Raw genomic sequence first — 26,062 nt, 5'->3', positions numbered from 1 at the left:
TTTTGACGCGATAGCAAGAAACCCGGTCCTGCACAAGGCAGAACCGGGTTTCTTTAGCAATGCTTGCTGTACTCAGGCAGTAACTAGCAGTTACTCAGCCAGGAAGTCACGCTGGACAGCGGGATCGACCTTGACGCCAGGGCCCATGGTGGAAGACACGGAGATGGACTTGACGTACTTGCCCTTAGCAGAAGAGGGCTTGACGCGCAGAATCTCGGTGTACAGGGCAGCGTAGTTCTCGACGAGCTGCTGCTCAGAGAAGGACTTCTTGCCCAGGGGCACGTGGCAGATGCCGTAGCGGTCGGCGCGGTACTCAACGCGGCCAGCCTTGAGCTCGGAGACCATCTTGGCGACGTCCATGGTCACGGTGCCGAGCTTGGGGTTCGGCATGAGGCCACGGGGACCAAGGATCTTACCGATGCGGCCAACCTTGGCCATCATGTTCGGCGTAGCGATAGCGGCGTCGAAGTTGATCTCGCCCTTCTGAATCTGGGCGACGAGCTCGTCGGAACCGATGATGTCGGCGCCGGCAGCCTCAGCCTCACGGGCCTTCTCGCCCTCGGCAAAGACGGCAACACGAACGGTCTTGCCGGTGCCGTGGGGCAGGGAGATGGAACCACGGATGTTCTGGTCAGCCTTACGAGTATCGATGCCCAGACGGAAGTGAGCCTCGACGGTCTCGTCGAACTTGGCGGTGTCGAGCTCCTTGATGAGCTTGGCAGCCTGAAGGGGGGTGTAGAGCGTGGCGCGGTCGATCTTCTCGGCAGCGGCGTTATAGCTCTTACCATGCTTAGCCATGTGCATTACCTCCTGTGGTTAAACGGGCGTGAGCCCTCCCACATCGTATCGTATGCCCTATTGCACACATTTAACGGGCGCCCCGGTCGGAGCACCCGTCGTTACCAAAAGAAATCGCTACTCAGCGATGGTGACGCCCATGGAACGGGCGGTACCGGCGATGATCTTCTTAGCGGCGTCAATGTCGTTGGCATTGAGGTCCGGCATCTTGATCTCGGCGATCTTGGTGAGCTGCTCCTGGGAGAGCTGACCAACCTTGTCGGCCTGGGGCTTAGCGGAACCAGACTTGAGGTTCAGCTCCTTCTTGATGAGGTGAGCCGCCGGCGGAGTCTTGGTGATGAAGGAGAAGGACTTATCCTCGTAGACAGAGATCTCAACGGGGATGATGTCGCCCTTCTTGTCCTGCGTCTCGGCGTTAAAGGCCTGGCAGAACTGCATGATGTTCACGCCAGCAGCGCCCAGGGCGGGGCCGACGGGAGGAGCGGGGTTAGCTGCACCAGCAGGAATCTGGAGCTTAATGACGTTGGCAACCTTCTTCTCAGCCATGGTCATTCCTTTCGAATCACGAGTGTGAAGTACTTGCTATATCGTAAGCACGCACGTGTTAGAAGCACTCCTGAGATGAGCAGTCACAGAAGAAGCACGCTCGCGCGAACGGACGAAAACTTAAGCGATGACAGCGACCTGGTTAAAGTCGAGCTCGACCGGCGTCTCGCGGCCAAAGATCATCAGCGTGACCTTGAGCTTGCCAGCCTCGGTGTTAACCTCGGAGACCTTGCCATCAAAGTCGGTAAGCGGGCCATCGGTGACGCGGACGGACGTACCGACCTCAATATCAACCGAGGTGCGCTTGGGCGAATCGCCCTTACCGGGACGACGAGTCATCTTGTTGTACTCGTCGCGGGAAAGCGGAGCGGGCTTGCCGTTGCCGCCTAGGAAACCGGTGACGCCAGGCGTGTTACGAACACACGTCCAAGCATCGTCATCCATCTCCATGCGGACCAGGACATAACCCGGGAAGATCTTGGAATCCTTGGTCTCACGCTTGCCACCCTCTTTAATCTCGGTGACGCGCTCCATAGGAATCTCGATATCAAAGATACGGTCCTGCATGCCCATAGTCTCGATGCGATGCTCGAGATCGGACTTAACGCGGTTCTCGTATCCAGAGTAAGTGTGAACGACGTACCAACGCTTAGACATGGTTTAGCCCCTCAATCCAGAGAACAGAGCAAGAGCCTCGCCAAAGCCAGCATCGAGCAGAGCGATGACGACGCCGACGACGATCAGAGAAGCGCAAACGACAACCGAGTAGTTCACGAGCTCCTTCTTATCGGGCCACGTGACACGCTTCATCTCGGACTTGACCGAAGCGAAATACTTCTTGGTGCGGGCGAAGAAACCAGGCTTCTCGTTCTTCTTGGACTTCGCAGCCTTCTCGTTCTTCTTGACAACGGCCTTCTTGGCCTCAACCTTGGAGTTGGCGGCAGCTTTGTTGGCAGGTGCCGGCTGCTGAGCCTTCTTCTTGTTCTTATTGTTGGCCATTTGGGTTACCTCCGCGCAATGCGCTTATACATGAGTAAACCGTAAGCCCCCAAGTGGGAGCTTACGGAATAATGACTGGCACGCCAGGAAGGACTCGAACCCTCAACACTCGGTTTTGGAGACCGATGCTCTACCAATTGAACTACTGGCGTATGTGACTAGAGACTAGCGAGTCTCTTTGTGCAGCGTGTGGTGACGGCACCAGGGGCAATACTTCTTGATCTCCATACGATCAGGCATGGTCGACTTGTTCTTGGTGGTCGTATAGTTGCGGCGCTTGCACTCAGTGCACGCAAGAGTAACTAGAGTACGCATGTATCCTGAACCTTTCATTTCCGCCCCGTACGGGCACGAGTTGTTACTTTATCAGCTCCACGTAAGTGCTGTCAATGAAAACCTCGAGTCAATTGGTTCTCGGTGGATCCATTCATATTTGGAACACATCAATGAAGCCATCGAGAGCTAATCGACGGTGCATCCAGGACCATTATCGATCCTCTCGACACCAGCAACGGCTCAATATCCATTGCAGAAAAGAACCCGGCACCCATATAAGTGCCGGGTTCTCTAAGTCAGCTATATCAAAGAGCTAATTTACTCAATGATCGTGGAGACGATGCCCGAACCGACGGTGTGGCCACCCTCGCGGATAGCGAAGCGCAGGCCCTCCTCCATGGCGATCGGGTGGATGAGGTCGCCCTCGATGGTGATGTGGTCACCAGGCATAGCCATCTCGGTGCCCTCGGGGAGCTTGACCGTACCGGTAACGTCGGTGGTACGGAAGTAGAACTGAGGACGATAACCATCGAAGAACGGGGTGTGACGGCCGCCCTCCTCCTTGGTCAGAACGTAGATCTCGCCGGTGAACTTGGTGTGCGGGGTAACCGAACCGGGCTTGCAGAGAACCTGGCCACGCTCGATGTCCTCGCGCTTGATGCCGCGGAGCAGCAGACCGACGTTGTCGCCAGCCTCGCAGAAGTCCATGGACTTACGGAACATCTCGATACCGGTAACGACGGTGTTCTGGGTATCCTTGATGCCGACGATCTCGACGGGCTCGTTGAGCTTGAGCTCACCGCGCTCGACACGGCCAGTAGCAACGGTACCACGGCCGGAGATGGTCATAACGTCCTCAACGGCCATCAGGAAGGGGAGGTCGTTGTTACGAGCAGGCGTCGGGATGTACTCGTCGACGGCCTTCATTAGCTCGCGGATGGCGTCCATCCACTTGGCGTCGCCCTCGAGAGCGCCCAGAGCGGAACCACGGATGACGGGGATGTCGTCGCCGGGGAAATCGTACTCGGAGAGGAGCTCACGGGTCTCCATCTCGACGAGGTCGATGAGCTCGTCATCGTCGACCATGTCGCACTTGTTCAGGAAGACGACGATGTAGGGAACGCCGACCTGACGGGCGAGCAGGATATGCTCGCGGGTCTGAGCCATGGGGCCGTCGGTAGCAGCGATGACCAGGATAGCGCCGTCCATCTGAGCAGCGCCGGAGATCATGTTCTTGACGTAGTCAGCGTGGCCCGGGCAGTCAACGTGAGCGTAGTGACGGGCAGCGGTCTCGTATTCAACGTGGGAGACGGAAATCGTAATGCCGCGCTCGCGCTCCTCGGGAGCCTTGTCGATGTTCTCGAACGCAGTGAAGTCAGCCTTGCAGCCCTCGGTCTCGGAGAGAACCTTGGTGATGGCAGCGGTCAGCGTGGTCTTGCCGTGGTCGACGTGACCAATGGTGCCGATGTTAACATGCGGCTTAGTGCGCTCAAACTTCTCTTTGGCCATAAAGCCCTCCTCTTAACAGGTCGTCCCCGGACGGGACTTTGCCTTTATACCATAGTGGCCTCTCAACATACTATTGAGAAGCCACCGTGTTACCTATGGTAGCGGTGACTGGATTCGAACCAGTGACGCCACGGGTATGAACCGTGTGCTCTAACCAACTGAGCTACACCGCCGGATGGAGCCTGCAACCAGACTTGAACTGGTGACCTCTTCGTTACCAACGAAGTGCTCTACCGACTGAGCTATACAGGCACTTGACGGGTGGGAGCTATAGGATTCGAACCTATGTAGGCAGAGCCAACGGGTTTACAGCCCGTCCCCATTAACCACTCGGGCAAACTCCCAATCGTTCAAGTATCCGCAGGTTCTTTGGTCTTTTGGACCGCCGCCCCCGCGAACGAAGAAGATAATACGATGCCACCTTGGGGGCTGTCAACGAAAACCTCTAGATACACGGTGCCGGGCGTATCTATATAGCCGTGACCTGCGGTTTTATTGAGTTTGGATATGAAGGACAGTGGTTTTGGATACTGAGGTGACGTTTCCCAAGGTAACACTTTGCTGTAGTGGAGTACACCTTCAGTATCGAACTTCGATACCAGCTTATTTGCACCTATATATAGGTCGAGATCGGGGCTGCCCAGACAGAAGATTGCTCTTCCCAGGCAAAATCGAGCGTGGATTTTCTTCCGTTTGAAATCGAGCGTGGATAATCTCCCGCTTTGCCGTGCCATCGAATCCAAAGTGGCAGATTATCCACGCTCATTCACTAGGCGGAAGATTTTCCACGCTCGTGTGTCCGATAATCCACGCTCGATGACGATGACCAACCTCGCCCCGGCCTATGTCTCGACCTGTAACAGTAAGAGGGTTATTCCTCCCCTATCTGTTACAGATCGAGATGTTTCGCAGAAACCCCCGCTTACGTCTCATTCTGTAACAGTAAGAACGGTTTTCAGCCTCTTCGTGTTACGGATCGAGATGTTATCGGCCTTCCCTTGGCAATGTTTCGATCTGTAACTATAAGGAGGGTCTTCAGCCCACTCGTGTTACGGATCGAGACAAACCTGAAGCTTGGTTGGCGCCAAACACGCTGACTTATCGACATAAATAGAAACGGGCCCTGTCCCACAAGGAAACAGAGCCCGAAACTCTCATGGAGCCAGTGACAGGAATCGAACCTGCAACCCACTGATTACAAATCAGTTGCGCTACCGTTGCGCCACACTGGCACACTTGGCGCTTTCACGCGAAGCGAGTTAAGAATAAAGGAATTGCGGACGGGGCGCAACAGGCCGCACGGCGTTATACAAATATGCAAAATCCAGCAACAACGCGTACCAGGCCCGTTCATTTCTGTCAGTGCGCCCTCAATCTTAAAACCATTCGCCAGAACGAATAGTTTTAATTACAATTGCTATATATAAAACTATTCGTTCTGGCGAAGGGTTTCGCGATGCTTACTACCAAAGAAACCGCCGAGCTGCTCGGCATCACTCCGCGCAGGGTGCAGGAGCTCATAAAAAACGGAGCACTTGAGGCCCGCAAGGCTTCTGGTGTATGGCTCATCGACAAAGACAGCGTCGACACGCGACTCCGCTCTGTGACCAAAACGGGGGGACGTCCCCGCCGCGGCCACGGTAAGAGCGAGATCGCGTTCACCCTCATGAACCGCACGTACGAAGTCGCTCAGCTGGTCTACAGTACATCGCGAAAAGACTTTACCCACATCGGTGCCGACATCGATTACGCCCACGCCCCTATTGGAGTATTTGGCCCTAATAGCCCCATATCGCTAGACTCCTTCCGCATCTGGTGGCGCGGCCGCGGTATCCCGCTCGCACGCATTGGGCTAGCCTCCCTGCTTGCAGAAGCCGCAGTCGATGTTCCCGATGAACTCGTCCAGCGAAATCTCGGCCTCTCCTTATCCGACCAGTATTGGATTAGGCCCCAAGGTTCCGGTCTCACCTGGGAGGATATCAACTTCTTCAATAACGCCTTTGATGACGTCTCGCTGTCCATTGCACCCTTTGCCCCAGAGGGAAAAGCGGCTGCCGCAAAGCCCGATAACACCTCGGACGGCAATCTTCAAAAGTACTGGACGTGCGAGGGCGAACGTCGAATTCTGCATAAGGCAGGAGCGCACCTGGACCAGGAACCTTATAACGAGCTGGTGGCGACCGCGCTCCACCGTCGCATCCTAAACGCCTGCGATTATGTGCCTTACTCGCTCGAGGGCACGGGCACTTCCGCCCTGAGCACATGCGATGTCTTCTTAACTGATGAAGAAGAGTATGTCCCTGCGTTCTATGTAAACCAGCACGCAAACGCAGATGAACGGCTAACCGACTACGAGCGATATGTAGCAAACTGCGAGGAGCTCGGGGTGACAGGCGTCAAGGATGCCCTTGACCGCATGATCGTGTGCGACGACATCATCGCCAACTACGATCGTCATTGGCGCAACTTCGGCCTCGTGCGAAACGTCAACTCACTGGTCTGCAGACCAGCCCCCATCTTCGATTCGGGCTCATCGCTCTGGTGCAACATTTCTCTTGAGGAGCTTAGGGCGGGAGAGCACAGTTTTACCAGCGCGCAGTTTCATTCAAGCCCCGCCAAACAAATGTTGCTCGTCGAGGACATGGGCTGGTTTGACGGCGACAAACTCGAAGGCTTCGTTGACGAGGCGATCGAGATTCTGTCTAAAAACGATGCCCTAGCAGCGAGACTGCCTTATCTAAAAGAGGCGCTAACGTGGCGCCTCGAAAGAATGATCAACATCGCTGAATGGAGTTAGCGAGGCAGCATTGCCCGTCAGCTCCCCTATCTCCCACGCAACGCCTTGAGCTTGGCCAGGGCCTCGGGGCTCAGGCGGCTGCCCAGGGTCATCTTGATCTGGGGTGCTTCCTCGGCCTCATGCACGTCGTTGTCGATCTGTTTGATCTCGTCCACCAGCATGCGGCTCGAGATGCGCGTGACGCCCTTGCCCATGACGACAGCCTGGATCGTGCCGTCGCTCGATACCACGGAGCACGCGCGGCCTTCCTCGCGCGCCTCGATGCAGAGCTTCTGCACCACGGTGTCGGCCGATACGCCCGTCGGCGAAAACTCGATGCGCACGCCGCGGGCCGGCAGGTTGGGACGTTCACTGGAGATATTGCCCGCGCCGTCAAACACGATCACGGCCTCGTAACGGCCCTGGGCAAAGGCAGCAACGTCGTTGATGAGGGCGGTGCGCGCCATATCGTGGACGTCGCTGGAATACGGATCGTCGGAATGGTCGTACACGAGCTTTTCGTAGCGCGGCGTGCAGTGAATCACGTTGTAACCGTCGACCACCAGCAGCTCGGGCTTGTTGGAGTGCACCGTCGAGACTGGGTCGGCGATAGCCTGCGCAAACGCATTGCCGCCCACGCCGTAGGTCGCGGCCGAAACAATCGGCTTGGCCGAGCCCTCGCCAAAGCGCTTGGCCTTGGACTTGGCACGGTTCTTCTTGGACATGCGCTACTCCTCCCCCATGAGCTCGCCGGCGTTGCGGCGCAGCCACTCAAAGCACAACGCCGTGGTCGCCTGGGCAACATTGAGGCTCTCGGTCATGCCGCGTTGGGGAAGCTTGGTCAAAAAGTCGCATTTCTCGAGTACCAGGCGCGAGATGCCGTCGCCCTCGGAGCCCATGACGAGCGCCACGCGACCTTCGAAGGGAGCATCCCAGCAACTGCCCTCGGCGTGCTCGGAAGCACCGCCCACCCAAAAACCAGCGGCCTTGAGGTCATCGAGTGCACGGGCAATATTGGGAACCTGCGCGATAGGCAGATGCATGACAGCACCGGCCGAGGTCTTGTAGCTGCCCACGGTCACGCCGGCGGCACGCTTGTTGGCGATGACGACGCCGGCCGCGCCCACGACCTCGGCGGAGCGCACAATGGCGCCAAAGTTGCCGTCGTCGGTCACATGGTCGAGCACGACGACAAGCGCCGGACCGTCGCCTGCGCGGTCGAGAATATCGGCGACATCAGCATAGGGGAAGTTGCCAACCTCGAGTGCGATGCCCTGATGAGCGCCATGGCTCGACAGTGCGTCGAGCTGCGCGCGCGGCACATACTTAATGCGGACGCCCGCGGCGTTGAGGTCGTCGACCAGGCGCGACAAGGCGGCATCGCGCTCTCCACCCTCGACAATGAGCGCGCACTTGATGGGAAAACCAGTGCGTAGCGCCTCGGCGGCAGCACGGCGGCCTTCGATAAACTCGCCCTTGGGAGCCTGGACAGCATCGCGGTTGCGATCGCGCTGCGGACGTGCGGCCTGGGTACGATCGCGCTGGCCCTTGGGAGCGGCAGCGCGATCGTTGCGGCGAATCGGACGCGAGCCAGAAGCGGCCTGCTTGCCGCCACGAGGTGCACGCTTGCGATTGTCGGCCATAAAACGGCCTCCTTAAATAGATAACGGACAAGAATCGACCGTCCGAGCCACGGCACCTTGCCTTTCAATCGTCGGGCATGACCACCAGGTCTATGCCCTCCTCTTTCAAGGCAATCTGCCGCACCTCGAACGGTCGACAAATACTAGAGACTCTTAATACGAGTGCCGGCGGCGGTATCTTCAATCGTCAGGCCCAGGTCCTTGAGCTGGTCGCGGATGGCGTCGGCCAGATCCCAGTTCTTGGCGGCACGGGCCTCGGCGCGGGCCTCGAGAATCTTGGCAGCGGCCTCGTCCACGTCGTCACCCGTGTAGGCAACCAAACCGGCGGCAACGCCCAGCAGGCCCAGCGGCAGCTCGACCTTGGGCTCGGGAAGCTCGACGCCAAGCGTATCGAGCAGCTCGGTCAGCGTGTCGGCGGCGGCAAGCGCGGCGGCCTTGTCGGCAGCGTCGCCCGCCTGCTCCAGGTACTGGTTGCACTCGGTCACAAAGCCAAAGACGGCACCCATGGCACCAGCGGTGTTAAAGTCGTCGTCCATGCACTCCTTAAAGGTGGCACGGGTCTCGGCGGCCTTGGCGGCAAACGCCTCGGATGCTGCCTCATCGGCATCGGCCGTCGCATGGTTCGCGGCCCAGCGAAGGTTCTCGACCGTACCGGCGATACGCGTGAGCGAGTTCTCGGCACCCTCCAGGCGCTCCCAAGAAAAGTCGAGCGGCGAGCGATAGCTCGTCTGCAGCATCAGCAGGCGCAGGGCGGCAGCGGAGTGCTGCTCGAGGACCTCGGCCAGCGTAAAGAAGTTGCCGAGCGACTTGGACATCTTCTCGCCGTCTACCAGCAGCATGCCCGTGTGCATCCAGGTGTTGGAGAAGCCCTGGTGCCAGGCGCAGGTGGCCTGAGCGCACTCGTTCTCGTGATGCGGGAAGGCAAGGTCGGAGCCGCCGCCGTGGATGTCGATCGGAGTGCCCAGGTAGCGATGCACCATGGCGGCGCACTCGGTGTGCCAACCGGGACGGCCCTCGCCCCAGGGGCTCGGCCAGCTGGGCTCGCCGGGCTTGGCGGCCTTCCACAGGGCAAAGTCGAGCGGGTCGTTCTTGTCCTCGTTCTCCTCAATGCGTGCGCCAACCATAAGGTCGTCGATGTTGCGGCCCGAGACCTGACCATAGCTGGGATCGCTGCGCACGGCAAAGTACACATCGCCGTTATCGGCTGCGTAAGCGTGGCCCTGCTCGATAAGCGTCTTGATCATGGCGATCATGGGGCCGATCTCCTTGGTGGCGCGGGGGCGCACATCGGGATCGAGCACGTTGGCGGCGCGCATGACGCCGATGAACTTGTCGGAGAACTCCGTCGCGACCTCGGCGGCCGTACGGCCCTGCTCGTTGGCGCGCTTGATGATCTTGTCGTCGACATCGGTGAGGTTCTGGGCGAACGTGACCTCGTAACCGCTCGCGATGAGCCAGCGGCGAATCACGTCAAAGCTGATGAACGTACGGGCGTTGCCGATGTGGATGTTGTCGTAGACCGTGGGGCCGCACACGTACATGCGGACCTTGCCGGACTCGATGGGCTGGAACTCTTCCTTTTTATGGGTAGCGCTGTTGTAGATACGCATTCGTTACTCCTTAACGGTTTTCTGTAGCAGGCAGACGGCCCAGGCGCCGATTCCCTCGCCCTGGCCTTCCCAACCGAGCTTTTCGGTCGTAGTGGCGGCGACGCCCACGTTTTCGACGTCAACGCCCAGGGCATGGGCAAGGTTGGCGCGCATGGCATCGCGATGCGGGGTGATCTTAGGCTGCTGGCAGGCAATGGTGCAATCGGCATCGACAAACTCAAAGCCCAGCTCACGCGCATAGTCCATCACGCGGGCAAGCAGCACCATCGAATCGGCACCCTCGTAGGCGGGATCGGTGTCGGGGAATAGCTTGCCGATGTCTCCCCCACGGCAGGCGCCCAGAATGGCGTCGGCCAAGGCGTGCGCGAGCACATCGGCATCCGAGTGGCCCAGCAGGCCGCGCTCGTAGGGAATGTCGACACCGCCGATGATACATCGACGCCCCTCCACCAGACGGTGAACGTCGTAGCCATGGCCAATGCGCAGGTTACTGAACATGGGGAAGGTCCTCTCCCTCGGCCATGCGGCCAAGCAGAATCGCGGTTACGGGACGCAGGTCCTCGGGCACCGTCACCTTAAGGTTATCGCGTGGGCTCTGGACGCAGCGGACGCGCCCACCCATGCGCTCGACCAGCGACGAATCATCGGTACCGATAAAGCCCTCGGCAATGGCTGCAGCGTGGGCGCGCTTCATAGCATCGACGCTAAAGATCTGCGGCGTCTGCGCTGCCCAGTAGAGCTCACGCGGCGGCGTCTCGACGATATTATCGCCGTCAACGATCTTGAGTGTGTCGATCGCGGGCTGACCGCACACGACACCGTCGAGGGCACGGTCGCTCACGAGCACGTCGATAGCGTGGTCGATGGCCTCGGTCGTAATGAGCGGACGAGCGCCGTCGTGGATGGCGACATATTCGAAACCCGCCGGAACCGCATGCACGCCGGCACGGGTGGAATCCTGACGGGTATCGCCGGCATCGGCAAAGCTGATGGGCGTGTCATAGTCAAACGGGTCAATGGCCAGGCGGCGCATCTCGGCACGGCGCTCGGCAGGGCAAACCACGACGATATGGCCGACCTTATCGCTACGATCGAACGCGCGGATGGACCAGCTCATGAGCGGACGGCCCGCCACATTAACGAGCTGCTTGCCGCCGGGATTTCCAAAGCGCTGGCCGCTGCCGCCGGCAACGACCACGGCGCATACGGGCGCCATTATGCGTTCCCCTGTTTGGTGCCCTTCATGCGGTACAGCGAGTCCGCAAGAATGGCAGGGTTGTTGACGCCAAAGTCGCCCAAGCGCTCCGGATCCTCGCTGATGTCGTCCATGAGCTCCTGCAGCGAGCCATACTCGTCGACGATCTTCTCGGCCACGCCGTCGCGCACGACGGACACGCGCGAAAGCGTGCGCAGGCCCAGCGGTGTCATGACGGAGTCCTCGTCCAGGTCGTCGTAACCCAGAACCGCCGCCACATGCTGCGGGTCGGACAGGTCCTTAGGCGTCATGCGAGCGAGCTCGGCGCGAATCTTCTCGGCGTTTGCCTCGGAGGAATCGCTTGCGTAGTCGCGGATCATCAGGTCGTATTCGGTATCCATGCTGGAGCCCGCGAGCTGCTCGAGCTGCATCTGCACGAGCTTGCCCTGGTTACCCAGCTTGACGATGCAATCCTTAAGCTCGGTCTTTGCCTGTTGCATGATCTCGAAACTCGAGAAGATGCCGGTGATGTCGGCGAGCGTAACGTAGTCGTCGAGCTCAAGGGCCGTCAGGCGCAGCAAGGAGCGATCGAGCGACTGACGGGTGGTCTGAAGCGTGGCGACGAGCTGGTTGACCGAGCTCATGATGGTGGTGACGGGCTGGATCTCGTAGCTCTTGCCGTGAACGTACACGTTAACGACGGCACGGCGAGCCGAAACCGAGATCACGATGGCATCGGTGAGCACCGACATGCGAGCGGCAGTACGGTGACGCATGCCCGTCTCACTCGTGGCGAGCGAGGGATCGGGATTGAGGTGGAAGTTGGCGCGCAGGATCTGGGTGAGGTCGCCATCGATGACGATGGCGCCGTCCATCTTGGAAAGCTCGAACAGGCGGTTCGAGGTAAACGAAATGTTGAGCGGGAAGCCGTCGTTACCGGCAGCGAGCACGTTTTCGGTGTCGCCGACGCAGATAAGGGCGCCCAGGTGACCGGCGATGATCATGTCGAGGGCGGTGCGGATCGGCTGACCAGGTGCCGTCAGGCGGATGGCCTGTTCCATACGCTTTTGCAGCTCGTTCTTATCCAAGGCATCGCTCCCATCGTGTACGCTCCATAAACGCTAAATAGTTTCTCACGGTTTGTCCCTGCGGCGCTTGCGAAATCCGATGCTTACAGAATGAGCGAACACAGCTGAGAGCCCAACCCAAATCAGCTGTTCATGTGGTAGCATCGGGATTCGCATAAATGAGGGAGTAGTCGCGTGATCGGGTTCGCCTCCGGTGGCGCGGCAAGTCAACACACTGGCCGATGCGGCCTGGCTTGCCTTAATGAACGAGACTCGTGGCTGTGCGCGCAACGCGTACGCCACGGGTCTTTTTTGTTACTCCCCCAAGAGGTACACGCGGGCCCGCCCGCAGAGAGGGAGCCAGACTATGGGACTCGCAGAGCTTGTGTTGCTCGCTATCGGCCTTTCTATGGACGCTTTTGCCGTATCCATCTGCAAGGGCCTTGGCATGAAAAGGATCAACCTTAAGGTCGCCGTGATACTCGGCCTGTTCTTTGGCGGTTTCCAGGCCGGCATGCCCGTAATTGGGTGGGCCCTTGGTAGCCAGTTCATGGGCATCATCAGCCCCATCGACCACTGGATCGCCTTTATCCTGCTCGCCTTTATCGGCGGCAAGATGCTGTGGGAAGCCTTTACTGAGGACGAGAACGAAGGCGACGGCAAGGATGCCGAAAAGATCGACCTGGGCGAATATCTAATCCTTGCCATCGCCACCTCGATTGACGCGCTTGCCGTGGGCATCTCGTTTGCCGCGCTCTCGGTCGATATCGTTCCTGCCGTGTCGCTCATTGGCATCACGACCTTTCTCTTCTCCGTTGCCGGCGTAGCGATCGGCCACACCTTTGGCGCGCGCTACGAAAAACCCGCCGCCATCGTGGGTGGCGTCGTACTCGTCCTCATCGGGCTTAAGATCTTGCTTGAGCATCTGGGGATTCTCGCGATATAAAAAAACGCCTCTCATAAGCTCAACGGTCAACATAGAGGCCTCATGCAGTGTTTTGCATGAGGCCTTTTCATGCAGACTTTTGCATGTCATACTGATATGCAAAAGTCTGCACGTTAGGAGATCGCCGTGGATACCCTTCCCATCACCACACCGCGCCAAGCTGGCGTCTACGTGCGCCGGGCACGCGAGGCGCAAGGGATCACCCGTGCGACCCTCGCTAAAAAGGCCGGTGTTTCGGAGCGCCTGCTCGCATCGCTCGAGCTGGGCGACGCCACCGGCATTCGACTCGACAAGTTGCTGACCGTCTTTAACGCACTCGGCATAGGTCTCTTCGCGCAAAGCGATAACGACTCCATCGCATCGCCCTCCGAACATCCGACGACGATAGTGAACCTCCCTATCGCGAACTCGAATACCCTGCCAAAGCCAAGCGTAGGCAGACGACCCACTCGACAAGGAACGCCATCTTCCTATGGTGCCTTGCTGGCCCAAATCGCAGCCGAGCAAGGCCTTTCCGGCACTTCAAACCTCTCCTTTGGCTGCAAGGTTGTGAAATAAATGGCAGAGATGGAACTCGCGACCCTCATTTGTGGCGAAATCGCCGGCACTCTCCGGCAAGACGAGCATGGACTCTGCAGCTTTGTATACGCCCCAACCTATCGCGGAGCACCGCTATCGCTAACAATGCCGCTTTCCAATCGCACGTATGGCCATAACATCGTCCGCCCATTCCTATTTGGCCTTTTGCCCGACAGTCAAGAGCAGCGTCGCGCTATTGCCGCCGAGCATGACGTTGCATCCAACAACCCCGTCGCCCTCTTGTGCCATATCGGTCTTGACTGCGCGGGGGCCGTTCAGTTTTGTCGAGCCGATCAATTAGACGCCGCCCGCGGCAGGGTCTCGACATACCGCCCGCTTACCAATTCTCAAATCGCTCACAAGCTCAAAGCAATTCGCGATGGCGAAAGAGAGACATGGATGGGCTCCAACGAAAGCTGGTCCCTGGGCGGCAATCAAGGCAAATTTGCACTAGCTTGGCATGATGGCCAATGGTGCGAATGCCTAGGGTCATCCCCCACTACCCATATCTTCAAAAATGGTGTCGTTGGGTTCAAACATCAGGCCTTAAACGAATTCGTCTGCATGAAAACGGCTCGGCGTGTTGGCATTCCAACTGCCAACGTCTCCTATTGCACATTTGAAGACGAAGCCGCGCTCGTCGTTGAACGGTACGACAGAATGGCCAATAGCAGCGGAAATATCGAAAGGGTGCATCAGGAGGACTTTTGCCAGGCGCTCGGTGTATTGCCAAGCCAGAAATACACCGCTGACGGAGGACCAACTACACGAGACATCCAAGAACGACTGATCAACACAGTCCCCCACCACATGAATCTTGTGCTTTTTACCTATATGTTGTTCTACAACGCCATTATCGGAGCGCCTGACGCACACGCTAAAAACTACTCGCTCATCCTAGGCAAAGGCACAAACGCGGCGCTCGCACCCATGTACGATGTCGCATCGGGCTTAGCGTATGAGCGCATGCGACGTCGGGCACGCCTGGCCATGAGCGTTGGCGGCGAAAATCGTGTGGGGCGCATCGGTCCAGGCGCTATCCGTCGATACCACGGTATGGGCGACCCCGCGCTGGAGGCGGCGCTCATCGATGCCGGACTATCTGAGAAGTTTTGCTTTGCGACCATGATGGACCTCGCCTACGAGGTACCCGTTTGCATGGAAGAGGTCATGGACGAATACGCCGACCTGCCCGGCATGGCGGACCTGCGCGAGCATATGCTCGGCCCCGTCCGCGAAAACTGCCAGCGCACCCTCGACCTCATCAAGGCGGATATGGGCTAGACGCCAATCAATTTCCCATTTCTTAAAAAAGAGAGGGGGCACCCGTCGCAAAAGCTCGGATGCCCCCTCTCATAATGTCATTTGCAATCCGCTAGCACGTAGCTCGGACTGCTGCTAGCGCAACCTTTACGCAGCGAGGCGCTTGAGGACGTCGATGAGCAGCTCGTAGAAGCGCTCGGCAGAAGCGAGCTCCATGCTCTCGTCCGGGGTGTGGACATCGGAGAGCGTCGGGCCCACGGCGATGGCGTCCAGGCCGTGCAGGGCCTCGGCAAACAGGCCGCACTCAAGGCCGGCGTGAATGGACTCGATTCGTAGCTCGGAGCCAAAGAGCTCGCGATAGCTCTCGACAAAGATGTCGCGGACCGGCGAATGCTCGGCATAGCTCCAGCCGGGATACTCGAACTCAAACTTGGCGTCGAATCCCAGGACATCGGCCAGCGTCTGCAGGCGGTCCTTGAACTCGTTCTGCAGCGAGGTGATCGAGGAGCGCGGGGACAGCATGATCTTGACTTGGTCGTCAGAGGTGGCAACCACGCCGATGTTGGAGGAAACCTCGACGGAGCCGTCGGTGGCGACATTGCGGCGGATCACACCGTTGGGGGCAAGACGCAGAGCGCGAATAAGGGCAAGTGCGGACTTTTCGTCCATGGCCTCGACCTCAGTGTTGTCGGCAATCTCAACCGTGCAGGTAAAGCCGGGGTCGAAGACCTCGAGCTCGGCAGTAACGTCGGCGATGATGCCCTTTGCGATCTGGGCCGCGGCCTCGGCTGCAGCGTGGTCGGCGTAGACCAGCTCGGCCTTGCACTCACGGTTGATGGCGTTGTCCTTGGTGCCGCCGTTAAAGCTAACGATGGCGGGCTCGCCGGCAACCATCAGGCGGTCGATGATGCGGGCCATGATGAGGTTGCCGTTGCCGCGCTCCAGGTTAATATCGCTGCCGGAGTGGCCGCCCAGCAGGCCGGAGATGTCGAGCGTGAGGGCGCTACCGGTCTTGTGCTCGCGCGCGATCGGGCAGGTGTAGGTAACGACGACACCGCCGGCGCAGCTGACGGTAGCAACGCCCTCTTCCTCGGAGTCAAGGTTAATCATGGTGCGGGCGCTAATCTGGGACTTGTCGAGCGTCTCGGCGCCGACCAGGCCGGTCTCCTCGTCGGTGGTGAATACGCACTCGAGGGCGGGGTGAACGATCGAATCGTCATCGAGAACAGTGAGCATCAGAGCGACGGCAATACCGTTGTCGGCGCCCAGAGTGGTGCCGTTAGCGGTGAGGACGCCGTCCTTGACGACCAGGTCGATACCATCAGTCGTAAAGTCGTGCTCGACGGAGCCCAGCTTGTCGCACACCATGTCGATGTGGCCCTGCAGCATCACGGTCGGGGCATTCTCGGCGCCGGCAGATGCGGGCTTGCGAATGATGACGTTGTAGACCTCGTCCTGGTACACATCGAGACCGCGCTCCTTGGCAAACGCGACCAGGAAATCGCTGATGCCCTTCTCGTTGCCAGACCCACGGGGGATCGCGCTGACCTCCTCAAAGAAATGGAACAGCTGGGCGGGCTCGTAACCGGTAATCTTGTAGTCCATGGTGCCTCCTTGGCGCAACTGGTTAGACAGTAAGACATGCGACTTGTATATTCCCAGACTTTGCGTGCATAAACCAGTCGAAAACGCCGAGCGCCCTCGCATCATCGGCTAACGGCGAGGAAACGCCACTTTATCAAGATAAAGCAGGTTAGACGGGCCGTGCCGAAGGGACGTTGGACCCTTCAACCAACTTCAACGCCTGTTGAACATTAATGCATACACCATTGGTATGTTTGATGAGATTTTTGTCCTCTGTCACGACGTAATCGGCATCAATGCGATTGGCGACGCCCAGCATCAGGTCGTCCTCAAAGTCGTTGTGATGATACTTGAACACAAAGGAGTCGAAGACCTCGTCTGCACCGACCGAGGCAATAATCGACTTTTGCCGAATCAGGCGAACGCACGCCCACGCTGTCTCGTCGGCACCGGCGATGGCTTCGGGAGTGAGAGCCCCCTCACGGCGGGCGTCGGCCTTCATCGTCCTTCCCAGAATGTAATAGACGTCTTTGACAGACAGGGAGGACGAGAAGAGGACGATATCCTCCGCTTCCGCCGCGCGAGAAAGGAGCTCGACTATCGGCCTGGTCGCATTCGTGCGAGCGAGAAAGTAATCTAGCCAGACGTTCGTGTCGATCAACAGCTTGAGCACACGTTTCGTTCCGACGCCGCTCATAATTCGATCCAATCGCTGAATCTCTCGCTCATCATTTGATCGTATAACTCGTCGTAATCAAAGGCTTCATCGGGGCTCGGCCTCTGAATCGAGAACCGCTCATAAAAATTCGAAATTAACGCAGCCCCTTCCGAGACGCGGGACGAACTCGCCTTCGATCGTATGTCGTCAGGCAGGACTTCGTCATCATTCTTTTTTGCGACGGGCATATGACCGTTCTCGGTCAAGTACTGCCACAGCTCCCTCACAGCTTGTGACGGCGTCATGCCGATATGCGCCAGCACGGCGTCCCCAGCCTCTTTGAGTTGGCGATCCATGCGCACATTCATCTGGACCGGCCGTGAGTCGAGTACCGATATTGGCATGCTAGCTCCTTCTGCTATACATATTTATATTTCGAGTATAGCACCATTTACTCATAAAAAAGGGGCGCCCCGACAGGAGTGCCCCTTCGCAAAGCTATGTTACGCCCTACAGCGCGCCGGAACCGGCTTGCATCATGCCGCCGGGGCCCGAGCTCACGCCACTGCTCACAGGCGCGGCGTTTCCGGTGTGCGGCGCCGCCGGAGCGGTATCGCCCCCGAGTGCACCCGCCGGACGCGGCGCCGGAATCTCACCCGTGCCGTGGCTAAAGACAAACTTGCCGTCGACCACGTCGCACAGGACGGTATCGCCCTCGCCCCACTCACCGGCCAGCAGCTCCTCGGACAGCGGATCCTCGATGAGCTTTTGGATGGCACGACGCAGCGGACGCGCGCCGTTGGTGAGGTCGGTACCCTCCGCCACAATCTTGTCGTAGGCCGCATCGGTAAGCTTGATGTTCATGCCGTTTGCGATCAGGCGCTGGCGCAGATCGTCCACCAGCAGGTGCGCAATCTTGGTCAGGTTCTCGCCCGAGAGCTTCTGGAACACCACGATGTCGTCGATACGGTTGAGCAGCTCGGGGCGGAACAGGCGCTTGAGCTCGCCCATCGCGCGGCCGCGGATCTCACTCGAGGTGAGGCCCTGCTCGCCGGTGGTGCCAAAGCCAACGCTCGCATCCTGCGCGATCTCGCGGGCGCCCACGTTTGACGTCATGATGATCACCGTATTGCGGAAGTCGACCGTCTTGCCCTGGCTATCGGTCAGACGGCCCTCCTCCAACACCTGCAGCAGGATATTGAAGATGTCGGGGTGCGCCTTCTCGATCTCGTCGAACAGCACGACCGAGTACGGGTGACGGCGAACAGCCTTGGTGAGCTGGCCGCCCTCGTCGTGGCCCACATAGCCCGGGGGGCTACCGATGAGCTTGGAGACCTCGAACTCACTGCCAAACTCCGACATATCGAAGCTGATGAGCGCGTCCTTGCTGCCAAAGAGATACTCGGCGAGCGTCTTGGCGAGCTCGGTTTTGCCCGTGCCGGTGGGGCCCAGGAAGATAAAGCTGCCGCCGGGGCGACGCGGGTCCTTGAGCGGCGAGCGGCTGCGGCGCACGGCCTTGGCAACGGCCTCGACGGCCTCGTCCTGACCGATGATGCGCGTCTTGAGCACGCTTTCGGCCTGCAGCAGGCGGCGGCTCTCGCTCTCGGTGAGCGAGGACACCGGCACGCCCGAGGTCACGGACACGATGTCGGCAATCTGGGAGACATCGATGGTGAGCGGGCTGGCGTCGAGCTCGGCCGTCCAGGCAGCCTTGGCCTCGGCGAGCTCAATCTCGGCAGCCTTTTGCTGCTCGGTGATCTCGGCGGCCTTGTTCATGTCGTCGCTCTCGGTGGCCTCCTGCGCGGCGGCCTTAAGCTCCTCCACGCGATGCTCGGCCTCGCGCACCGGCTCGGGCGCGCGGTTGGCGGCGATGCGGGCGCGGGCACCGGCCTCGTCGATGAGGTCGATGGCCTTATCGGGCAGGAAGCGATCCTGGATGTAGCGGTCGGAGAGGTTCGCGGCGGCCTCGATAGCACCCTGCGTATAGCGCACATGGTGGTGCTCCTCGTAGCGCGGCTTGAGCGCGGTCAGGATCTTGACCGTGTCCTCGACGCTCGGCTCCTCGACATCGATGGTCTGGAAGCGACGCTCGAAGGCCGGGTCCTTGGTGAGGTACTTGCGGAATTCCTCGGCCGTGGTGGCGCCGATAATCTGGAAGGCACCGCGCGCGAGCACGGGCTTGAGCATGGAACTCGCGTCGATGGAGCCCTCGGCAGAGCCGGCACCGATGATGGTGTGCATCTCGTCAATAAACAGGATGACGTCGTCAGCTTCGGTGGCCTCCTGGATCACGTTCTTGAGGCGCTCCTCAAACTCACCGCGATACTTGGCGCCCGCAACGAGGCCCGGCAGGTCGAGCGTCCAGATGTTCTGGTTCATAAGGTTCTCGGGCACGTTGCCGGCGGCGATCTGCTGAGCCAGACCCTCGACGATGGCCGTCTTGCCCACGCCGGGGTCGCCCAAGATAAGCGGATTGTTCTTGGTGCGACGCGAAAGGATCTCCATCATACGCTGGACTTCCTTTTCGCGACCAATTACAGGGTCGAGCTCGCCGTCGCGCGCCTTCTGCGTAAGGTTGGTGGCGAACTGCTTAAGCGTATCGGTGCCGCTCCCCTTTTGCTGCGACGCGTCCGAGCCGCTAAAGAACGGCAGGCCCGCACCGGGACGCCCGGCACCGGCGCCGGCGAGCGGACGCTTCTTGTCCTGGTCCTTGGCGGTAAGTTTCTCGATAGCCTTTTTGATGGAGGCGGACGACACACCCAGGCGCATGAGGATGTCCATGGCCATGCCGTTACCCTCTTCGACGATGCCAATCAGCAAGTGCTCGGTCGACACGTAGGTCTGGTTGTTCTCACGTGCCACGCGGAAGGAGCGCTCCATCACGCTAATGACGAGCGGCGTAAAGGCAAGCTTGGCAGCCTCGGTCTCCTCGCTGGGCTCGGGAACCGTGGTCTGGACCTCCTTGAGGGTGTCCATGATGTCGTCGTAGGAGATATCAAGCGAGCGCAGCGCCTCGGCAGCGATGCCCTCGTCCTCCTTGGCGAGTGCGAGCAGCAGGTGCTCGGTGCCCACCTTATTTGAGTGCAGATCGAGCGCCTCCTGTTTGGCCATCGACATGACCTTGCGCGCTCGATCGGTAAATCTATCTAACATGCTCGTTTCCTTACATGAGTTCATCGAAATCAAAACGCCCGCCCGTCGGCGGCGCTTTTGTCTCTTTACCCACAGGTCGTCTATGTTAACAGCTGGAGGAATATCTATAAACCCGGCTCACATGAATGCAGGTTATGACCGCATCGCGGGACTCACCGCGCGATGCGCGACAGGCGCCCCGCAAGAGAAACCCTAGGCGTCTTTCACCACGTCGGGACTCGTCGCACGCGATGCGCGATAGGCATCGGCCTCCTTGGAGACGCGTTCGAGCAGCTCGGATGTATCGACGCCCTCGACTTGCGCGACCGTTTCCACCGTCTGCATGGCGACCGCCCTCAGGTACGCGCACGCGCTGTCCCCCGGCTGCTCGAGGTCTATCTCCTCGCCGCCCTCCCGGGCAAAGCCGACCGCCATCACAAAGCCCATGATGCCCGAGACCAGAAAGCCCACCGCAAAGCTCGAATCTGCCTTGAGCTCTTCTCCGTCGGGGTGGACGATCTCTCTCACGCGGTCGATGATGATCGTATGGATGCCCTGCACGACCTGCTCGGCGGCACCCGCCCTCATGGTGATGACGATGCGCCGCAGCAGGCAGCGGACGTCGCGCCGGTCGAACGCCGAAAGGTCGCCCTCGCTCGAAAAATGCCAGAGGGCATCGGTGATGAGCTCGTTATCCTGCAGCAGCTGGGCTATGGCGATGGCGACGAGTTCATCGAAATCGTGAAAATAGTAGTAAAACGTTCCGCGATTGCACTGGGCGGCGCGGGTCACCTCGCCAACCGACAGCTCGAAGATGCTGTTGTTCTCGATGAGCTCCCAAAACGCCTCGATGATACGGGTGCGTGCATCGGGCGCATCGGCGTCCTTACGCGGTCTCGCCATGCGCCTCACCGCACCCCTGCGCCTTGGCGTTCATGATGAGCATCTGAAGACGGTTCTCCACGTTGGCGAAGCTCACGTCGGGATCGTAGTCGAGCGGCAGGAACTGCGCCGTGGGATACTGCTCCTTGAGCGCATGGATGAGCCCGCGCCCCACGACATGGTTGGGCAGACACCCGAACGGCTGCAGGATCACGAAGTTGCGGCAGCCGCGCTTGGCGTGCTCGAGAATCTCCGCCGGAATCAGCACGCCCTCGCCCGCATCGAACGTATGGTGCAGGATCTTATCGCTCGCGCGCACGAGCTCGGGCATGCGCGTCGGCGGCTCGTAGAGCGGGCTCGCCGCGCCCAGGCGGTCGCAACGGTCGTGCGCGAGCTCGAACAGGTTGTCCGCCGTGGCGTACCAGGCCTTTTCGGGCAGCGACAGGTCGACGTGGAACTCGCGCGACTGCGCATGCTTGTAGAAATAGGTCTTGCGGATCACGTCGGTCATGCGCGCCTCGATGACCTCGAGCCCGTTGTCCTCGAGGTAGCGCTCGATCTCGTGGTTGGCGCCGAGATGGAAATTGAGCAGGTACTCGCCCACGATGAGAACGGTCGGATGCGGGTTCGAGCGGTCGTACGGAACGGCGTCCATGATCGCAAGCGCGCGTTTGAAGCCCGTCGCCTGGCCTCTCAGCCCGGAGCGCTCCATGCCCTCGATAACCTCATCGAGCGCGCGGTCGAACGCAGCGTCCGCCGCGCCCTTCTCGAGCTCGTAGGGACGGATGCGCCTAAGCATGGCCTCGAGGGCATCGATCATGGGAAGACCGTAGGCGATCTGGATGCTCGGGCCAAGGCCGAGCTTGAAGCCCGGATGCGCATTGTGGGCATCGACGTCGTCGTTGGTGAGCACCGGGACATAGTCGTATCCCGCGTCGTCGAGCGCGCGGCGCAGCAGGGGCATGTAGTGCGTCAGGCGGCAGTCGCCGATATACTTGCCAGTCACCACGGCGACGTCGTGCGGGTCGTACTTACCGCTCTCGAGTGCCGCGAGCGCCTCGCCGATCACGATTTGCGCGGGGAAGCAGATGTCGTTGTGCACATAGCGTTTGCCCAGGCGGATGGCATCCTCGCGCCCGATATCAAGGGCCTCGGCGCGCACGCCCTGATTGCGCATCGCCGCGGTCATGAGCCTGCAGAACGCATGGGAGGTGTTGGGGACCAGCGCGATCTTGTCGTGCCGGTCGCGCTTGGTGTACTTGACCTTATACGGGTCGTCGAGCGGATGGACCGCGTGCACCCGGGCGCCCTCGGCACGCTCCTCCGCGCGACGACGGTTGACCGACTCGATAAACGAACGCACGCGAATGCCCATGGGACCGGCGACGTCGCTCTCATCGAGCTTGATCATCATCGGAACCTTGGAGCCCATCTCGCCCATCATGCGCGCGATCTCGTCGGTGAGATACGCATCGTGGCCGCAGCCGAAGCTGCCCATCTGCACGAGCTCGAGCTCGGGCGTCGATGCGACGATGACCGCGCACGACAGCATGCGCGCATGGTAGTTGTTCACGATGTCGATGCGGCTGTTGGAAAGATCGACGTTGCAGACCCCCGGCACCGCATCGGGCGTCAGCACGGGGATGCCGCGCTCAGAGAAGAGCTTGGGCAGCCCGTGGTTGACCAGCGGGTCGTTGTGGTACGGGCGCGAAGCGATCACCACCGCGTAGCCGCCGTCCTCGTGCACGTTCTCGAGCACCTGCCTGCCGCGCAGCTGCAGCTGGTTCTCAAACGTCTCCTGCGCGCGGTCCGCCTGCTCGGTCGCCTTGGCAACCAGGTCGGCATCGATATCGAAGGTCTCCTTGCACCACGCCTTGAGCTGGCGGTTTCGGTCGCCCTCGTCGTACCAGTGGAACAGCGGCGTATCGAACGGAACGCCGAAACGCTCCTCCGGGTTATCGGAATTGCGCATCACGTAGGGGTATCCCTTTACGACGGCGCACATCCACTCGCTGGTAGAGGCGGTGTTTTCGGTGGGCACCGTCGTGATGATGGGCATGAAGATGCGGTCGACGCCGGCGTCGACGAGATTGCGGATGTGCCCGTGGACGAGCTTGGCCGGGAAGCACACGGTGTCGGATGTGACGTGCGCCAGACCGCGCTCGTACATCGCCTTGGTGCTGCGTCCCGAGACGCGCACCTTAAAGCCGAGCGTGCTGAAGAACGTCGACCAGAACGGCATGGTGTCCCAGAACTCAAGCACACGGGGAATGCCGATCGTGACATCGCGCCCCCCGCAGACGAGAACCGTGGGGTACGACTCGAACAGCAGCTTCTCGCGGTCGACAAAGAGATTGGGGGCAGCCGCGGTCCGGTCGCGCCCCGTGCCGGGCGCCTGTGCCTCGCAAGCACCCTGCGGACGCAGCTCCTCCGCCGCGGGAACCTTGCGCACGAGCTCATCCCATGAGATGGCGCCGCCGCGCGGGCAGCGATTGCCCGTGACGTAAAGCGAGCCGTCGCCAAACGCCACGACCGCGCGCTGGCAGCGGTTGTTGCACCGACGGCAGGTAACGCCGCCGAACTCGCGATGCTCGAAGCGCTCCACGGCATCGAGCCCGATAAACGACGTGCCGGCGTCGCCCTTGCGGCATTCCTCGCGCGCGAGCAGGGCGATACCGATAGCGCCCATCAGCCCCGGGTGGGGCGCACGCGTGACGGGTTTGCCCAGATACTGCTCGAATGCGCGCAGCACCGCGTCGTTTCGGAACGTGCCGCCCTGGACGACGACTTTGTCGCCCAGACGGTTGAGATTTGAAACGCGAATGACCTTGGTGAACACGTTCTCGATAATCGAACGGCAGAGACCGGCCATGATGTCGCCCGGACCCTTACCGCGCCGCTGCTCGGAAACGACGCTGCTGTTCATGAACACCGTGCAGCGGCTGCCGAGAACGGCGGGGGCTTTGGACGAAAATGCCTCGGTCGCGATATCCTCAACGGCTATTCCGAGGTTTTTGGCAAAACCCTCGAGGAACGAGCCGCAGCCCGCAGAGCACGCCTCGTTGACGACGATATCGGTCAGCACGCCGTGGTTGAGCCAGATGGCCTTCATATCCTGTCCGCCGATGTCGAGCACGAAGGTCGCATCGGGAACGCATGCGCACGCGGCGCGGGCGTGCGCGACCGTCTCGACCGTATGGTAGTCGGCGTGGAACGCGCGCGCGAAAAGCTCCTCGCCGTATCCCGTGGTGCCCACGGCATCGATCGCAAGCGTGACTCCCGCTGTCTCCCAGCGGTTCTTCAAGCTGACAAGACCCTGTTGGGCGACGTCGAGCGGTCTGCCGTTATTAGACGCGTAGAACGAATCGACAAGCTCACCCGCCTCATCGACCAGGGCGAACTTGGTCGTCGTGCTCCCCGAATCGATACCGAGCGCCACACGCACCGTCTCTCCGGGCGCATACGCATCCGGACCCTTTGCCGGCGTCTCTTTGCCATGGCGTGCCGTAAAATCCGCCTGCTCGGCAGGTGTGGCAAAAAAGGGCTGGGCAAGACGTCCCTCCCCGCTTGCGGGCGCGACCGTCTCGAGCTTATCCAGCCGGACAAAAGCGTCGGGAAGGTCGATCGGTTGGGACGATGCGAACATGTCGGTCAGCGACAGGGCGGCACCGCGCGCGACCATGATCTGCGGATCGCGCGGGACGATAACCTGATCGTCCGATAGATTCAGTTGCTCCCGGAACACGCGGACCAGTGTGGGGTTGTAGGCGAGCGTACCGCCCTCGAAGATTACCGGCGGCTCGATGTCGATACCCTGGGCCAGACCGCCGATCGTTTGGCGGGCGACCGCGTGAAGCGCCGAAAGCGCCAGGTCGGTGGTAGGAATGCCCTCGTTGAGCAGCGGCTGGATATCGGTCTTTGCGTACACGCCGCAGCGGCCCGAGACCTCGTGGACGGTCGTTCCCCGGCTTGCGAGCTGCTCGAACTCGCCCGATTCGGTGCCGACCCCCATGAGCTTTGCCATCTCGTCGATAAATGCACCGGTACCGCCTGCGCACGAGCCGTTCATGCGCATGTCGGCAACCTCGATGTCTCCCTTATCGTTGGTGCGGAAGAAGATCATCTTGGCGTCTTGGCCGCCCAGCTCGATGGCGCAGCGCGTCTGCGGATAGAACCTGCTGATCGCGAGCGCGTTGGCGACCACCTCCTGAACGTACGAGGCGCCCAGCGCGGTCGCGATATCGCGCGCACCCGAGCCGGTCACCGCAACGCGCAGTGACTCATGGGGAAAGCGCTCGGCGAGCTCGCCGAGCATGGCGCGCACGCTCGCTGTCTGACACGCCCCGTGGCGGCGATATCCCCACCACGCCTCGGTCATATCCTCGTGCATCGCGTAAACTTTGGTCGTCGTCGACCCTACGTCCAGTCCTACTAGCAACGCCATAATGCTCCGTCTCTCGCATTTTTCCCGCTAGAGATATACCACTCTACGTAATACAACAGACTGTTGTATTTAAACTCCGTATAAAAAGCGGCTGCCGAAACGCTTCAGCAGCCGCCGAATGCACCAACAGATTGTTCTGCGCGCTAGCACGTCGG

General features: G+C 60.2%; 22 protein-coding genes and 5 tRNA genes. 4 read left to right on the top strand and 23 right to left on the bottom strand.

Going from position 1 to position 26,062, the window contains the following annotated elements; all coding sequences use genetic code 11:
• Positions 1–90: 90 nt before the first annotated feature.
• The 11 genes from rplA to ACKUTP_RS04260 form a co-directional block, all read right to left on the bottom strand.
• Positions 91–798, bottom strand: coding sequence for a 50S ribosomal protein L1 (rplA, locus tag ACKUTP_RS04310; RefSeq protein ID WP_022093892.1), 708 nt, complete (start codon positions 796–798; stop codon positions 91–93).
• 117 nt (positions 799–915) lie between these two features.
• A complete protein-coding gene (gene rplK / locus ACKUTP_RS04305) occupies positions 916–1,344 on the bottom strand; it encodes a 50S ribosomal protein L11 (RefSeq protein ID WP_022093893.1) in 429 nt (142 codons plus the stop codon).
• Between the two features lie 120 nt (positions 1,345–1,464).
• Positions 1,465–2,001 carry a transcription termination/antitermination protein NusG gene (nusG, locus tag ACKUTP_RS04300; RefSeq protein WP_099432095.1) on the bottom strand — a complete coding sequence of 179 codons (537 nt, stop codon included), beginning with the start codon at positions 1,999–2,001 and terminating at the stop codon, positions 1,465–1,467.
• Between the two features lie 3 nt (positions 2,002–2,004).
• Complete coding sequence (secE, locus tag ACKUTP_RS04295; RefSeq protein ID WP_409063623.1) at positions 2,005–2,343, bottom strand: preprotein translocase subunit SecE; 339 nt, start codon at positions 2,341–2,343, stop codon at positions 2,005–2,007.
• Positions 2,344–2,419: 76 nt separating this feature from the next.
• Positions 2,420–2,495: transfer RNA gene (locus tag ACKUTP_RS04290), tRNA-Trp, on the bottom strand.
• A gap of 13 nt (positions 2,496–2,508) precedes the next feature.
• On the bottom strand, positions 2,509–2,658 hold the full coding sequence (gene rpmG, locus ACKUTP_RS04285; protein WP_022093895.1) for a 50S ribosomal protein L33: 150 nt from the start codon (positions 2,656–2,658) through the stop codon (positions 2,509–2,511).
• A 279-nt stretch (positions 2,659–2,937) separates the two neighbouring features.
• Positions 2,938–4,128 carry an elongation factor Tu gene (gene tuf, locus ACKUTP_RS04280; protein WP_035137538.1) on the bottom strand — a complete coding sequence of 397 codons (1,191 nt, stop codon included), beginning with the start codon at positions 4,126–4,128 and terminating at the stop codon, positions 2,938–2,940.
• 96 nt (positions 4,129–4,224) lie between these two features.
• Positions 4,225–4,301 (bottom strand) — tRNA-Met (locus tag ACKUTP_RS04275).
• 3 nt (positions 4,302–4,304) lie between these two features.
• Positions 4,305–4,380: transfer RNA gene (locus ACKUTP_RS04270), tRNA-Thr, on the bottom strand.
• A 10-nt stretch (positions 4,381–4,390) separates the two neighbouring features.
• Positions 4,391–4,472, bottom strand: a tRNA-Tyr gene (locus ACKUTP_RS04265).
• Positions 4,473–5,285: 813 nt separating this feature from the next.
• Positions 5,286–5,360, bottom strand: a tRNA-Thr gene (locus ACKUTP_RS04260).
• Between the two features lie 224 nt (positions 5,361–5,584).
• Between ACKUTP_RS04260 and ACKUTP_RS04255 the strand changes: the two genes are divergently transcribed.
• The gene (locus ACKUTP_RS04255) at positions 5,585–6,925 is read left to right on the top strand and encodes a DNA-binding protein (RefSeq protein WP_409063622.1); all 1,341 of its coding nucleotides are present in this window, start codon (positions 5,585–5,587) and stop codon (positions 6,923–6,925) included.
• 26 nt (positions 6,926–6,951) lie between these two features.
• Here the strand turns inward: ACKUTP_RS04255 and ACKUTP_RS04250 are convergent, their stop codons facing one another.
• From ACKUTP_RS04250 to disA, 6 genes are all read right to left on the bottom strand, one after another.
• On the bottom strand, positions 6,952–7,629 hold the full coding sequence (locus tag ACKUTP_RS04250) for an NYN domain-containing protein (RefSeq protein WP_055285223.1): 678 nt from the start codon (positions 7,627–7,629) through the stop codon (positions 6,952–6,954).
• 3 nt (positions 7,630–7,632) lie between these two features.
• Entirely contained in the window at positions 7,633–8,547 is a 915-nt protein-coding gene (gene rlmB, locus ACKUTP_RS04245) for a 23S rRNA (guanosine(2251)-2'-O)-methyltransferase RlmB (protein ID WP_409063621.1), read from the bottom strand.
• Positions 8,548–8,690: 143 nt separating this feature from the next.
• On the bottom strand, positions 8,691–10,157 hold the full coding sequence (gene cysS / locus ACKUTP_RS04240; protein ID WP_409063620.1) for a cysteine--tRNA ligase: 1,467 nt from the start codon (positions 10,155–10,157) through the stop codon (positions 8,691–8,693).
• A gap of 3 nt (positions 10,158–10,160) precedes the next feature.
• Positions 10,161–10,655 (bottom strand): 2-C-methyl-D-erythritol 2,4-cyclodiphosphate synthase, encoded by a 495-nt coding sequence (gene ispF / locus ACKUTP_RS04235; RefSeq protein WP_006234975.1) that lies wholly within the window; start codon positions 10,653–10,655, stop codon positions 10,161–10,163.
• Positions 10,645–11,373 carry a 2-C-methyl-D-erythritol 4-phosphate cytidylyltransferase gene (gene ispD / locus ACKUTP_RS04230; RefSeq protein ID WP_035137545.1) on the bottom strand — a complete coding sequence of 243 codons (729 nt, stop codon included), beginning with the start codon at positions 11,371–11,373 and terminating at the stop codon, positions 10,645–10,647. Before ispD ends, ispF begins: the two co-directional genes overlap by 11 nt.
• Positions 11,373–12,413, bottom strand: a complete 1,041-nt coding sequence (gene disA, locus ACKUTP_RS04225) for a DNA integrity scanning diadenylate cyclase DisA (protein WP_006234973.1) — start codon at positions 12,411–12,413, stop codon at positions 11,373–11,375. The genes ispD and disA overlap by 1 nt, the downstream gene beginning before the upstream one ends.
• A gap of 373 nt (positions 12,414–12,786) precedes the next feature.
• On the opposite strand from disA, the gene ACKUTP_RS04220 reads away from it, so the two are divergent.
• From ACKUTP_RS04220 to ACKUTP_RS04210, 3 genes are all read left to right on the top strand, one after another.
• Positions 12,787–13,365 carry a manganese efflux pump MntP family protein gene (locus tag ACKUTP_RS04220; RefSeq protein WP_409063619.1) on the top strand — a complete coding sequence of 193 codons (579 nt, stop codon included), beginning with the start codon at positions 12,787–12,789 and terminating at the stop codon, positions 13,363–13,365.
• A 126-nt stretch (positions 13,366–13,491) separates the two neighbouring features.
• Positions 13,492–13,923 (top strand): multiprotein-bridging factor 1 family protein, encoded by a 432-nt coding sequence (locus ACKUTP_RS04215; protein WP_409063618.1) that lies wholly within the window; start codon positions 13,492–13,494, stop codon positions 13,921–13,923.
• Positions 13,924–15,228 carry a type II toxin-antitoxin system HipA family toxin gene (locus ACKUTP_RS04210; RefSeq protein WP_409063617.1) on the top strand — a complete coding sequence of 435 codons (1,305 nt, stop codon included), beginning with the start codon at positions 13,924–13,926 and terminating at the stop codon, positions 15,226–15,228.
• A 126-nt stretch (positions 15,229–15,354) separates the two neighbouring features.
• On the opposite strand, the gene ACKUTP_RS04205 is transcribed toward ACKUTP_RS04210, so the two are convergent.
• From ACKUTP_RS04205 to ACKUTP_RS04180, 6 genes are all read right to left on the bottom strand, one after another.
• The gene (locus ACKUTP_RS04205) at positions 15,355–16,812 is read right to left on the bottom strand and encodes an aminoacyl-histidine dipeptidase (RefSeq protein ID WP_409063616.1); all 1,458 of its coding nucleotides are present in this window, start codon (positions 16,810–16,812) and stop codon (positions 15,355–15,357) included.
• 148 nt (positions 16,813–16,960) lie between these two features.
• Positions 16,961–17,488 (bottom strand): PIN domain-containing protein, encoded by a 528-nt coding sequence (locus tag ACKUTP_RS04200; protein ID WP_117745784.1) that lies wholly within the window; start codon positions 17,486–17,488, stop codon positions 16,961–16,963.
• A complete protein-coding gene (locus ACKUTP_RS04195) occupies positions 17,485–17,853 on the bottom strand; it encodes a type II toxin-antitoxin system RelB/DinJ family antitoxin (RefSeq protein ID WP_138339587.1) in 369 nt (122 codons plus the stop codon). The genes ACKUTP_RS04200 and ACKUTP_RS04195 overlap by 4 nt, the downstream gene beginning before the upstream one ends.
• A 106-nt stretch (positions 17,854–17,959) precedes the next feature.
• Positions 17,960–20,602 carry an ATP-dependent Clp protease ATP-binding subunit gene (locus ACKUTP_RS04190; RefSeq protein ID WP_409063615.1) on the bottom strand — a complete coding sequence of 881 codons (2,643 nt, stop codon included), beginning with the start codon at positions 20,600–20,602 and terminating at the stop codon, positions 17,960–17,962.
• Positions 20,603–20,794: 192 nt separating this feature from the next.
• Entirely contained in the window at positions 20,795–21,484 is a 690-nt protein-coding gene (locus ACKUTP_RS04185; RefSeq protein WP_055309426.1) for a TetR/AcrR family transcriptional regulator, read from the bottom strand.
• Positions 21,468–25,907 carry an acyl-CoA dehydratase activase gene (locus ACKUTP_RS04180; RefSeq protein ID WP_409063614.1) on the bottom strand — a complete coding sequence of 1,480 codons (4,440 nt, stop codon included), beginning with the start codon at positions 25,905–25,907 and terminating at the stop codon, positions 21,468–21,470. The genes ACKUTP_RS04185 and ACKUTP_RS04180 overlap by 17 nt, the downstream gene beginning before the upstream one ends.
• Positions 25,908–26,062 lie beyond the last annotated feature (155 nt).

This window comes from Collinsella sp. wc0529, assembly GCF_046116875.1.
GTDB lineage: Bacteria > Actinomycetota > Coriobacteriia > Coriobacteriales > Coriobacteriaceae > Collinsella.
Note: the sequence above shows the minus strand (reverse complement) of the source record. Positions and strands in the feature narration are given on the sequence as shown.